This window comes from Nostoc sp. FACHB-110 (genome assembly GCF_014697425.1).
Classification (GTDB): Bacteria; Cyanobacteriota; Cyanobacteriia; order Cyanobacteriales; family Nostocaceae; genus Nostoc_B.
On record NZ_JACJRU010000009.1, the window covers coordinates 130682 to 143516 of the forward strand.

A 12835-nucleotide genomic window follows, 5' to 3' on the forward strand; every position below is an offset into this window, starting at 1 on the left:
ACCAAGTTTAACCTAATAATCAGAGTTGTGAGTAATATACAACTCCTTGTTAGAAATTTTTTAACTTCATGTCATCTTCACAAAGTTTATTAATTCGCCAAGCTCACATTGTTTTACCCAATGGGGAGTTGATGGTAGGGGACGTACTTACACGCGATCGCGTCATTGTAGAAATTGCACCGGAGATTGCCTCAGCTACCCCAACCACAGAAATTGACGCACAGGGGTTAACTTTGTTGCCAGGAGTCATCGATCCCCAGGTACATTTTCGAGAACCAGGTCTAGAACACAAAGAAGACTTATTTACAGCGAGTTGTGCTTGTGCCAAAGGCGGAGTCACTTCCTTTTTGGAAATGCCCAATACCCGCCCTTTGACTACTACTCAGGCCGCTTTAGACGACAAATTGCAGCGTGCTGCCAACAAGTGTGTGGTCAATTACGGCTTTTTTATTGGCGCAACAGCAGAGGTATTGCCAGATTTACTTACTGCCCAACCGACCTCAGGCATTAAAATTTTTATGGGGTCGATGCACGGTCAATTACTGGTTGACCAAGATGCTGTATTAGAAGCAATTTTCGCCCAGGGAAATCGCTTAATTGCCGTTCATGCAGAAGACCAAGAGCGCATTAATCAGCGGCGACAAGAATTTGCCGGGATTCACGACCCAGCAATTCACTCGCAAATTCAAGACAATCAAGCCGCTTTATTAGCAACGCAAAAAGCCTTAAAACTTTCGCAAAAATACCAACGTCGGCTACATATTCTGCATATGTCCACTGCCGAAGAAGCAGATTTATTACGTCAACATAAGCCGAGTTGGGTAACGGCCGAAGTTACACCCCAACATTTGTTATTAAATACCAGTGCTTATGCGCAGATTGGCACGTTAGCACAAATGAATCCTCCTTTGCGATCGCCCCACGATAATGAAGTTCTCTGGCAGGCTTTACGCGATGGGGTAATTGACTTTATCGCCACCGACCATGCGCCCCACACCTTAGCCGAAAAAGCCCAAGAATATCCGAATACACCCTCAGGAATGCCAGGGGTAGAAACTTCTTTACCCGTAATGTTAACGGCGGCAAAGCAAGGCAAATGCACTGTGGCACAAGTCGCTAACTGGATGTCTCAGGCTGTCGCTAAGGCTTATGGTATTCCGAATAAAGGAGCGATCGCACCTGGTTACGATGCCGATTTAGTGTTGGTTGATTTGAATAATTACCATCTTGTCAAGCGCGAAGAATTGTTGACCAAATGCGGTTGGAGTCCCTTTGAAGGCTGGAACCTCACAGGCTGGCCTGTAACAACTATTGTTGGTGGACAAATTGTTTATGCTCAAGGAAAAGTCAACACAGATGTGCGCGGTCAAGCCTTAACTTTTGTGTAGGCAACACAAAATCTTCAACCAAGCTAAGTATGGGTCTTTCGTGAATGTCTTAGATGCTCGACTTATTCAATAAGTTGGGCATCTAACATTCAATAATGTTGATATTTAAATATCATCTAATAAATTTAAGTTAAAACTTTTAAACTAATTCTCAGCTTAGATTAATCTGCCTTGGAGCAGACAGCTTTAAATTATTATTATATCAAGAATTTGCTCAGTCTACTAAATTTCCTAATTTAAGTCTGACTTTCATTCTTGCTATTTGACATTTTCCCAATTGCCAATATTAGTGATATTTTCCTATGGAAATAGCAGATTTTTTCGGGCTGATTCATCCAGCGATCGCAGTAATTTTTCTCTTTCCTTTGATTGGCAATACAATCAACTTTGCTTGGCAAACACGTCAACGCCGCTTGCAAAGTGCCACCGAAGGTAAGAGTAAAATTCCGCCGATTGTGGGCAAAGAACATAAACAATTTGGTGATTGGCTAGCCAGTACCGTTGTTGGATTAACTTTAGTAGGTTTAGCTTACCCGATTGGCAAAAATATTATCAAAAAGCACCTATGGAATACAGCTAGTTTTCAGGTAGTTTTTATTGTGTTAATATTTGTGGCTACTGTAGTCACTTTAGTTTTACTGTATCAGGCCAGACAAAAGTTGTGGCGCGGTGTTTTTGCGACGCTAACAGGCACAGGATTAATCATTCTCGGCTGTCAAGATGGTGTATATAGGCGAACTAATGAGTGGTTTTGGTCACATTACTACATCGGTATCACCGCAGCTTTACTGATGATTTTTTCCTTGGCAATTGTCCAAGATATTTATCAAGATAGAACACACAAGTGGCGGCTCATTCACACAGTTTTAAATTGTGTAGCTTTGCTATTATTTATTGGTCAAGGTTTGACAGGAACACGCGATTTATTAGAAATTCCTTTAAGTTGGCAGGAACCATACATTTATCAGTGTGATTATGTTAATAAGACTTGTCCAATGCCTAACACCCAAGCACCGAAGTGAATCAGATTAAACAACTATTGCCAAAAATTGATCCTTTTTCATTACGAGTCCGCTTGACATTAGGAGTGGCTGCAGTTTCCGCTTTCGGTTTAGGCAGCCTCTCTATCTATACAAGCTGGAAAATGCAGCAACTATTAATTAATAGCCATAAAAATAATATTCGCCAAATTGCCACACGTTTACCCCAGGATATAGAACTTTATAACGAACTGATGCCATCAAGCAATGGGGTACAAAAAGTCATAGATAGTTTAACTAACGAGAATATTTTTTTATGGATTAAAGGTTTAGATAATAAAATTGCTGCCAACTCTAGTAACTTAAATAAGTTATCGCCAACCACAGCATCTGAGTTAATTTATTCAACTGAGATGTCCATGAAACCCCAAGTTCAAAAAGTCGGTGAACGTTACTTTGTGTTATGTGGTGGTGCTTTACCGTTAAAAGGTAAAGTTGTTGGCAAATTATTTGTCGTACAGGATGTTACCCGCGAACAAACAATGTTTTTGGTAATTGTGCAGAGTTTAGGAATTGGGAGTATTTTGACAATTATTCTCATTTCTCTAGCGATCGCTATTTATATTAAACGTTCTTTGCAACCGCTACGCCAGTTAAGCCAAATGACAGAAGTGATTTCGATTGCAGACTTAGGGCAAGCCCAACTATATTTAGAAAATGCACCTAGCGAAGTGAGAGAATTAGCTCAAACGTTTAACATGATGTTATCGCGCCTGTCCCAATCTTGGGAACAAGAGCGACAATTTGTTAGTAATGTTTCCCATGAATTACGCACACCCCTGACGATTGTACATGGCTACCTACAAAGTGTTTTACGCAGGCAGAACAATTTAACCGAAATTCAACGAGAAGCCTTAACCACAGCCGCCGCCGAAGCAGAACGCACCATCCGCCTTTTGCAAGACTTACTTGATTTAGCCAGGGCAGATAGTGGTTATTTGCATTTTCGCTTAGAACCTTGTGTAATAAATGACTTAGTGACAGAAATTGTGGCTATGGCCAAAAGTTATAGCGATCGCTCCATTACAATTGATTCAGGAAGTCAACCCATCGAAGTCAAAGCAGATTACAATCGGCTGAAACAAGTTTTGCTCAATTTAATTGATAACGCCGTTAAATATTCTGAACCTCATACTTGTGTGACTGTGAAGCTATATCAACAAGCAGACGCAGCGATTATTCAAGTCAGCGATCAAGGTTATGGTATACCGTTACAACATCAAGCTAGAATTTTTGAGCGGTTTTACCGAGTAGATGAAGCACGTACTAGTTCTACTGGTGGCTGCGGTTTAGGGTTATCCATAGTTAAAACCTTGGTTGAAGGGATGGCTGGAAATGTTACAGTGCGATCGCGTTTAGGTGAAGGAAGTACATTTACAATTACTTTACCTGCTTTAACAACTACCAAATAATTAATTTCCCAAAATTAACTATTATTTTCATTCCCGACGCGATAATTTAATGGCAGTATTACCGTTACAGTAGTACCAACATTTTGCTGACTTTCAAGATAAATTTGACCCCCGTGTAAATCTACACACTTCTGCACCATCGCTAGTCCTAAACCAGTACCTTGAATTCGCCGCACATTGCTAGCTCGATAAAAAGTTTGAAATAAATTATTTTGGTCTTTTTCCGGTATACCTATTCCTTCATCTCGTACTTTAAAAGTTGCCATATTATCTCGACAACTGACATTTAACCAAATATTTTTTAAGGGCGGCGAATATTTAATTGCATTCGACATTAAATTACCTAAAATTCGATGTAATAGTTCTTCATCTAGGTAAGCTGATGTACATTCTCCTGCAAAATTCAAGATAATATTATATTGGTCTCCTACTTGCATTTGAAAACTCTCGGTAATTTCTTCGCAAAAGTTCACTAAATCCAAAAGAGCAGGTTTATATTCTAATTTAGCGGCTTCGCTTCTGCTTAAAAATAAAATTTCATCTAATAGTTGCAGCATATGATTAATCGAATCTTGTACCCGATCAAAATAAAAACTTTTTCTATCTTCCGTTAAACCCGCATTATTTTGTAAAATATCCATTGCTGTACGCACAATCGTCATTGGATTACGAAATTCATGGGAAACCATTGCCACAAAATTTGATTTTAATTCGTTCAGTTGCTGTTCTTTTGCTAGTGCTTTACGGCTTAATTCTTCACTTTCGCGCAGCTTGTTTAAAATTTCTTCTCTTTCAATGGCATAGCGAATTGCACGGACTAAACGTTGCACAGTAATTTGGTCTTTAACTAGATAATCTTGCGCTCCTTCGGCTAATGCTTGCATGGCTAATTCTTCATCATCCATTCCTGTTAACACCACTACAGGAATGTCTGTCACTGCGGCGCGATATTCTTTTAAAGTCTCTAATCCGAGAGAATCAGGTAAACCAAGGTCTAATAATACCAAATCAAATTTTACTAGTGGAGAAGAGTTATCAAAATTATCATTTTCTGTTAGTTGATAGCCTGTTAAACTAGCATTGATCGCTTGTGATAAGCGTTCAACATGCTGCATCTTTAGCTCATATTTATCTGCATGGAGAAATATCTGATGCAAAAGTTTGGCATCGCTAGGGCTATCTTCTACTAAGAGAATATAAATCGTGTTTTTTTGCATAAAAGATATTGAGATAAATTTGGCTGGTAATTATCTACATTTATCCTTAGAGAACCGCACACAACATTAATTTAAAAATCATCAAATCTAAGAATATGGGGGCAACTTGACTGCTAATAACCAAAAATCTTTAATTAACTGGATCACCTGAATAAATTGATAAACATCTAAGGGTTTAGTCACATAGCAGTTAGCATTTAAGTTATAAGAGCGTAAGATATCTTGTTCATCTGTAGAGGTAGTAAGTATCACAACAGGAATTAATTTCAGGCTTGAATCTGATTTAATTTCTGTCAAAACTTCCCGCCCATCCATACCTGGTAAATTGAGGTCAAGTAATACTAAATCAGGGCGAGGTGCATTCACAAATTCTCCTTCCTGATATAAATATTTCATGGCTGTTTCTCCATCTTCCACCCAGTGTAAATTGTTAGCAATTTTGGTATTTACAAAACCTTTGATAGTCAAATTGGCATCACTGGGAGAGTCTTCAACTAGCAAAATTTCAATCCGCTGAAATTCTTGAACGTTATTTGCGTAGCTATTAACCATATATTACGCGTCTATTTCTCTAATTTATCAAGAAATGGAATTTTCATGAAGAGTAAAGTAGAACGTTGTTCCAACTCCTACCTGAGATTCAGCCCAGATGTGACCATTGTGACGTTCTACAATTTTTTTACAGATGGCTAACCCAATACCTGTACCCGGAAATTCTCGACGGGTATGCAAACGACGAAAAACTTCAAAAATTCGCTCAAAATACTGAGTTTTAATGCCAATACCGTTATCTTTGACAGAGAACAGCCAAACAGTTTGGGGAGTAGGAAATTGTGAATAATGGGGGAAATCTTCTGGTATAGTTCGTTGTGCTTCTACTTTTCCTGCTTCGCTGAACCTCACTGCACTAATATGAACTTGTGGCGGTACATCTGGGCGATGAAACTTGATAGCATTGCCGATCAGATTTTGAAATAATTGCACAAGTTGGGTTTTGTCGCCTGCTACGATGGGTAAGGAATCATTGGTAATGCTAGCTTGACTTTGAGCGATCGCTACATATAAATTACTCAAAGCTTCTCTCAAAACCATATTACAATCAGTTAAACTAAATTCTCTTCCACGAGTTCCGACACGCGAATAAGTAAGCAAATCTTGAATTAACTGCTGCATCCGCTTCGCGCCATCGATAATGTAATGTATATATTCCTGCGCAGACTCATCTAGCAGTTGTTGATATTCCTCAACTAATAATTGGCTATAGCCAGTCACAGCCCTCAATGGTTCTTGCAAATCATGAGAAGCTATATAAGCAAACTGCGCTAATTCTTGATTAGAACACTTGAGTTCCTCATTGAGTTTTTGTAATTCGGCGGTGCGTTCTTGAACCTTAATTTCTAATTCGGCTTTCGCCTGATGTAACGCTTCTTCCGCTAATTTACGCTCTGTAATATCAGTATGAGTGCCTATCCATTCCTGAACTTCGTTTTGACTATTTAATATCGGCACTGCACGCACAGCAAAAAATCGATAACTTCCATCAGCTACTTTTACACGATGCTCAAGCTTATAAGGACTCTTCCAGGCTGATGCTTGATTCCATAAAAATTGTGACAACGCCCTGTCATCAGGATGAACCGCATTCAACCATCCCCAACCTTCAACTTCTGCTGGACTTTGCCCTGTTAAAGCACTCCACAATGACACCTCTTTCGGCAACCCATTAGCATCAGCTATCCAAACAGCCTGAGATGTAGCAACTACTAATGAACGATAGCGGGTTTCACTTTGTTCTAAGGCCATTTCCGCCGTTTTGCGGCGAGTAATATCTTGAAAGAAAATTGATAAACCTTCTTGAGTAGGATAAATGCGATTTTCAAACCAGCGATCCCACGGTGGATAATATTCCTCCATCTCAATTACTTGCTGTTCTGCCACAGCTTGATAATAGGCATGATAAAACTTTTGCCCTACACCTTCAGGAAATTCTTCCCAGATATTTTTACCAATCAAATCTTCAGGACGACGATTAAAAAGTTGCCCTGCTCTTTGATTAACGTAGGTGTAACACCAGTTATTATCTAAAGCGACAAAAGCATCTGTCACTGTCTCTAAAATACTTGCCAACTTTGCCTTTGCAGTTTGCTGTTCTAAATTGATCGCTTCTGCTGCTAAAACTTTATTAATGCGGATTTGCTCTTGCAATAATAAATAAACTACTACTATCAAGAAAACACTGAAAATATATCCCAATGACACTACAAAAATCATATTTATAAAACTGTCTTCTGTTGCTAACATCCTTTTTTTTAATAGATTTTTTTCCTCATTTTCCATTGTTTGAAAAATATGATTAAGTTGTTGACTAACTGCTATCAACCTATCATCATTAGGAATTTGAGCAGACTTGTCTACATTTTGCTTTTCGGATATCACTATAGATTGTTGCAATAAGTCAAACTTTTCTTTAACTAAAAGTTCTAACTGGTTAAGTTGACTTTGCTGATAAGAATTATCATTAGTTAAGACTCTGATCGTTTGAATTTGCTGATTAAATTTCTGCCTTTCTTGCCGATACACTTCTTGATAAACTGCTTTACCAGTGAGAAGATAATTACTACTTGCGTTTTTGGCATTAGCGAGAATAAGACGTGCTTTATCTAATGCTTCTCTCACTTGATGAGTATGAATTAACCATTGATCTTCTGCTGTTAATTTCTTGAAATTGAAAAAAGAAATTATCCCAACACCACCAAGTAGTACTAATGCCAATGTAAAACTAGATACAACAAATCTCTCTGAAAGTTTATTCATAGATGCTTCGCAAGAATGCAGCTAATAGTTCAAGCAGATTTAATCTTTATAGCCAGCAAATAACACTTTGAATCAAATGATACATTTATAATGCCTAATTTTCATCAAACTTATGTTTATATTTACATTTATTACTGAATTGCTATTTACATTAAATAGCTTCTACTAGTTAAGGGAAATTAGAATAAAAAAATACTAAAAAAATCTATCTAATGATAGAAGACAAATTAAATTAAAGCTGAGGCATTAAATTAAGCAACAGTGAAGGGAGAATATGAGTAATAGATACTTTGAGGTATTAAATACCTGATCTTGAGCAAGTAGAGATGTTGTATACAAAGTCTCTTCAACATTTATAGAATGCAGATACTTATAAAATTGGTAAAAGTATGCTTTATGAAGCAGCAAGACTTATTATTACCATCTGGATGTATCCTCCGTCCGGCGACCTCTGCTGATCAGTGGTCGATTATATTATTGGTACTGTCAGCTAAACTCGACCCAACCCAATTACGCTGGCAGCAATTCTGGATAATTGAATCTGATAGTAAGTTAATAGCTTGTGGACAACTGCGGAGTTTTTTTGGTGTGCAAGAACTTGGTAGTTTGGTAGTTGCACCCGCTTGGAGAAGCCGTGGTTTAGGCAGCTTGCTCACTCAATATCTCATCAATCAAGCTAAAGAGCCATTGTATCTAGAATGTCTGGGGGAGAAACTAGCTAAATTTTACAGTCGCTTTGGGTTTGTACCAGTTGCTTTTGAAGATTTACCCCAGTCTCTCAAACAAAAATTTAGAGTTTCACACTTGGCTAAAAGACTAGTGAAAGTGCCTGTAGTGTTTATGCAATACAGAAAAAAGTATGAAGTATGAAGTATGAAGTATGAAGTATGAAGTATGAAGTATGAAGTATGTGACTATTGACCTTTCTCAAAAATAGTCAGCAAAACAGGCCCTAATAAATAATGATGATTCACACACAACATTCCGGCAGCAGAACCTAAAGCTTCCCGTTGTTGAGGGCTGTAAAAGCGAACTCCTAAAGGAGAAATTGGTATTTTGGGCAAGTTTATTTCTTTTATAAGAGTAAAATCTACTAAATAAAAGCGTCCACCAGGGGTTAGCACTCGTGATACTTCACGCATCACCTGTTGTGGCTCTAAATAATGCAAGAAGCTGATGGTGTTAAACACAGCATCAAACTGACCTTCTCCAAACGGAAGTGACTCGGCTTTGCCTTCGATATAAATTAAGCGTGGATGGTGACGGTTGCTGAGTCTAGCCATACGCAACATGTTGGGCGATAGGTCTAAACCTGTACCACGCAAGTCAGGAAATTTGATTGCCAAGCGGTCTAACAAGCGGCCAGTACCACAACCTAAATCAAGGATGTTAGCTGGCTGTGGTACATCAACATATTCTAATAATCGCTGATGAATGGCGCGATAAAATACCGAAGGCAAAATCCAGTCGTAGCTGCCTGCCCAGATATCAAATAGTAGTTTTTTGTTATTGAGAAAGTTATTGGTCATTGGTCAATTGTCAATTGTGAAAGGGCAGGAAGCATCAACCAGAATTTAATTTTACAGCCCATACTTCAGCCCGTTTGTCTAGTGTGCAGCCAAAAAATTTTGGGAACTAAGTTACTGATTCTGAAATCACAGAAATATATGTTGTAGTTTAATCTGTGACCACACAGAGAAGCTCACTTCTCAATGTAGCAGCCCCAAGCGATCGCTGCATAAGACCAAACAAGCCCGACGTATATATGAATAGAGGTTATCACCTCATTAAACTAATATTATTAAGGTAAAAATTATGTCATCTACATCTATTACGCTGAAACTTCTCCCCAAAGACCTTTTACACCCAGTGCGTGAATGGTTAGAAAGCATAGAAATTCACAACACAAAATTAGCTCATTTCTTGTGTAGAGCTATACCTGCTCAATGCCCCTTTGAACGAGATGTATTTTTATTCAATCGTAAATTGTTTCACATTCCCCCAATGTGTAAGCTTAATCCTCTATACGAGCAATTCGTAAGTCTGCGTTTTAAATCTCTGTGCTATCTTGCTGATGAATGCGGTGAAGATGTGACTGTTTATTGTTAAATAGGAATGCTACTATAAACAGCAGCGATCGGTAATTACAGACATACGCTTGTGATTTGGATTAGCCTGTACTAAGCTATTTAAAACTCTATTTCGATATACATTTAATGAGTTTTAAGTTGCCTATCAATTACTGCCCCTCTCTGCTGAAATCAATATGACGCACATCTTACTGGTAGAAGATGAGGTCAAACTGGCGCGATTTATCGAATTAGAACTAAATTACGAAGGTTATCAAGTCAGTGTCGCCTACGATGGATTAACAGCACTTACAGCTGCAAGAGAGTTAAATCTTGATTTAATTATTTTAGATTGGATGCTACCTGGGTTATCGGGTTTAGAAATTTGCCGTCGCCTGCGTAGCACTGGTGATAAAGTCCCAGTCATATTATTAACCGCTAAAGATGAAGTGAGCGATCGCGTTGCCGGGTTAGATGCAGGTGCTGATGATTATGTAGTTAAACCTTTTAGTGTCGAAGAATTATTAGCCAGAGTCCGCGCCCACCTTCGCCGCAATCAAGAAGCAGACACAGCAGACATCTTAGAATTTGAAGACCTCAGATTAAATCGACGCACGCGAGAAGTTTATCGGGGTAGTAGATTAATAGAATTAACTGCCAAAGAATTTGATTTACTCGATTATTTACTCGCCCATCCCAGACAAGTTATTACCCGCGATCGCATTTTAGAAGAAGTTTGGGGTTACGACTTCATGGGCGACTCCAACATCATCGAAGTTTACGTCCGCTACTTGCGCCTCAAACTCGAAACCAACAACGAAAAGCGTCTCATTCAAACCGTGCGCGGCGTTGGTTACGTGCTGCGAGAATGAAGTGTGAAGTATGAAGTGTGAAGTATGAAGTGTGAAGTGTGAAGTGTGAAATTTTATGTGGTAGGCAATCACATAAGGTATACTCTCACTTCTGACTTGTAACCTCTTAACCAATCACCTCATTGCAAACAACCGTTAAACTTCATTGCAAAATAAAAAGCTTTTCCAACCAACATGATAAGTTTTGATGATGTGAAGCAACGGCACTCATAGAATAGTAAAGGAGAACACACAGTGGCAATGGAGTCAAATTTACTAACGGGCAAAGCAGTACAAAACGAAGACTTTAGCGAATACGTTGCCCATTTACAGCTACACATGACTCTGCAAGCTCGCAATCTGGTTCCAACTTTGAAGCATACTGTGGAAGATAGTCGGCAGGAATTACTTCATCAAACTCAAGCCAACTTTGAAAAGTTAATTTCCCGGCAAGGGTCACAAATCTAGAAAATTTAACTAAAAGTCAAATAAAATAAAAGCAGGCCTTTTGAAGTTAACGCTCTTAGCACCCTCATCAGACCTGCTTTTTTTAATTTTTTCAAAATATAATCAACAAAATCAATCTTTTGGAGCAAGAGCAAGCAACGGAAAGCCGTTAAAATTATTGCAGCAGTTCCTACCCAGAGCAGTTAGTTAAAGCAACATGGCGGCTTGAATTAAAATGACTTCATTACTTCCTCGAAATCTCAGCGTTGTCATTCGACCAGTCCATTATCGGGACTTGGATAGCATTGAGCGATTAACTCAAGAGTCATTCATGGCAACGACTCCCACAGGAGTTAGTCATGCTAACCGTCAGATGCAATGGCTACGTCGCTGGTACGGATTACTAAAATTCTTGAGTTGGTTCCCAAATCCGCTACAATACCGTTTTTGTGCCTACGTAGCCGAACAGGGGCGGATGCTCTTAGGAATGATTCAAGTGTCACCATTCAACCGCACTCGTAGTACTTGGCGAATTGATCGGGTGATGCTAGAAAGGGCTGCGGATAAACTAGGAATCGGCTCACAATTGTTGCGCTATTGCTTTGAATCAATTTTAGAAGCTAGAACTTGGGTATTAGAAGTCAATATCAATGATGTCGAGGCACTAGCACTTTATCGGCAAAACGGATTTCAACGTTTAGCTGAAATTACCCACTGGGAAATTGAACCTGCACTAGTGGCTGAATTGGCACAATCAGAGCCAGACTTACCCAATTTGTTGCCAGTCAGTAACGCCGATGCTCAATTACTCTATCAATTAGATACAGCATCAATGCCGCCTTTGGTGCGTCAGGTATTTGACCGCAACCTCCGCGATTTTAAAACTAGCTTGTTTGGTGCTTTAACCGATGCCGTAAAGCAGTGGTTAACCAAAACCGAAGTCGTCAGTGGTTATGTGTTTGAACCACAACGCAAAGCCGCAATTGGCTATTTTCAAGTACAGCTAGAACGTCAAGGGGAATCTCCCCATGTTGCTACGCTGACAGTCCACCCTGCCTATACTTGGCTATATCCAGAGTTGCTTTCGCAATTAGCACGAATTGCTCAAGACTTCCCCCAACAAGGTCTGCGACTGGCTTCTTTAGATTACCAGCCAGAACGTGAAGAATATTTAGAAAGAATTGGGGCCAAACGAATTGAGCATACACTGATTATGTCTCGTTCAGTCTGGCATAAACTCCGAGAATCAAAATTTGTTTCCCTAGAAGGCATTCAGTGGACTGATGTACTGCAAGGTTTACAGCCAGCCCGTAAACCAATTCCTGGCGGGATGTCATGGGCAAAAACTGTACAGCAACCCATATCTGATATTCCAGCACCAACTAAATCAGAACCTGTTAACTTTAAGTGCAGTAACTGTAACATGGAAGCATCTTGCTTAAATGAGTCAGTAGATACACAGCAAGAAAAGTAGAGAAAAGAACACAGTCCCGATGAAACAAGTTTCATAGCTAAGTTATGAAAGTGGGACTGGCATTCTTACTCAGCCCTCAGCACTCAAGACTCAGCACTGATCATAGGAGGTATAGAGCAGAAA

12 protein-coding genes are annotated in these 12835 nt (G+C 39.2%); 8 read left to right on the plus strand and 4 right to left on the minus strand.

Annotation, left to right across the window (positions count from 1 at the left end; translation table 11 throughout):
• The first annotated feature begins 68 nt into the window (after window positions 1-68).
• From H6G69_RS11575 to H6G69_RS11585, 3 genes are all read left to right on the plus strand, one after another.
• Window positions 69-1388, plus strand: a complete 1320-nt coding sequence (locus tag H6G69_RS11575) for a dihydroorotase (RefSeq protein ID WP_190686221.1) — start codon at window positions 69-71, stop codon at window positions 1386-1388.
• A 302-nt stretch (window positions 1389-1690) separates the two neighbouring features.
• Window positions 1691-2410 carry a DUF4079 domain-containing protein gene (locus H6G69_RS11580; RefSeq protein WP_190686225.1) on the plus strand — a complete coding sequence of 240 codons (720 nt, stop codon included), beginning with the start codon at window positions 1691-1693 and terminating at the stop codon, window positions 2408-2410.
• Window positions 2407-3840, plus strand: coding sequence for a cell wall metabolism sensor histidine kinase WalK (locus H6G69_RS11585; protein WP_190686227.1), 1434 nt, complete (start codon window positions 2407-2409; stop codon window positions 3838-3840). Before H6G69_RS11580 ends, H6G69_RS11585 begins: the two co-directional genes overlap by 4 nt.
• Before the next feature lie 14 nt (window positions 3841-3854).
• Here H6G69_RS11585 and H6G69_RS11590 read toward each other — a convergent pair whose 3' ends face one another.
• The 3 genes from H6G69_RS11590 to H6G69_RS11600 form a co-directional block, all read right to left on the minus strand.
• Window positions 3855-5057, minus strand: coding sequence for a HAMP domain-containing sensor histidine kinase (locus H6G69_RS11590; protein WP_190686229.1), 1203 nt, complete (start codon window positions 5055-5057; stop codon window positions 3855-3857).
• Window positions 5058-5144: 87 nt separating this feature from the next.
• Window positions 5145-5609: a response regulator gene (locus H6G69_RS11595; RefSeq protein WP_190686233.1), complete on the minus strand. Its 465-nt coding sequence runs from the start codon at window positions 5607-5609 to the stop codon at window positions 5145-5147.
• 27 nt (window positions 5610-5636) lie between these two features.
• Window positions 5637-7871, minus strand: a complete 2235-nt coding sequence (locus H6G69_RS11600) for a PAS domain S-box protein (protein ID WP_190686236.1) — start codon at window positions 7869-7871, stop codon at window positions 5637-5639.
• A gap of 396 nt (window positions 7872-8267) precedes the next feature.
• Here H6G69_RS11600 and H6G69_RS11605 point away from each other — a divergent pair, with 396 nt between their 5' ends.
• A complete protein-coding gene (locus tag H6G69_RS11605) occupies window positions 8268-8741 on the plus strand; it encodes a GNAT family N-acetyltransferase (RefSeq protein ID WP_190686239.1) in 474 nt (157 codons plus the stop codon).
• 44 nt (window positions 8742-8785) lie between these two features.
• Here the strand turns inward: H6G69_RS11605 and H6G69_RS11610 are convergent, their stop codons facing one another.
• Window positions 8786-9400 carry a class I SAM-dependent methyltransferase gene (locus H6G69_RS11610; RefSeq protein ID WP_190686242.1) on the minus strand — a complete coding sequence of 205 codons (615 nt, stop codon included), beginning with the start codon at window positions 9398-9400 and terminating at the stop codon, window positions 8786-8788.
• A gap of 286 nt (window positions 9401-9686) precedes the next feature.
• Between H6G69_RS11610 and H6G69_RS11615 the strand changes: the two genes are divergently transcribed.
• From H6G69_RS11615 to H6G69_RS11630, 4 genes are all read left to right on the plus strand, one after another.
• A complete protein-coding gene (locus tag H6G69_RS11615; RefSeq protein WP_190686245.1) occupies window positions 9687-9980 on the plus strand; it encodes a Mo-dependent nitrogenase C-terminal domain-containing protein in 294 nt (97 codons plus the stop codon).
• A gap of 157 nt (window positions 9981-10137) precedes the next feature.
• Window positions 10138-10812, plus strand: coding sequence for a response regulator transcription factor (locus tag H6G69_RS11620; RefSeq protein ID WP_190686249.1), 675 nt, complete (start codon window positions 10138-10140; stop codon window positions 10810-10812).
• A 240-nt stretch (window positions 10813-11052) separates the two neighbouring features.
• Window positions 11053-11259: a hypothetical protein gene (locus H6G69_RS11625; protein ID WP_190686252.1), complete on the plus strand. Its 207-nt coding sequence runs from the start codon at window positions 11053-11055 to the stop codon at window positions 11257-11259.
• A gap of 214 nt (window positions 11260-11473) precedes the next feature.
• On the plus strand, window positions 11474-12712 hold the full coding sequence (locus tag H6G69_RS11630) for an N-acetyltransferase (protein ID WP_190686255.1): 1239 nt from the start codon (window positions 11474-11476) through the stop codon (window positions 12710-12712).
• The last annotated feature ends 123 nt before the right edge of the window (window positions 12713-12835 follow it).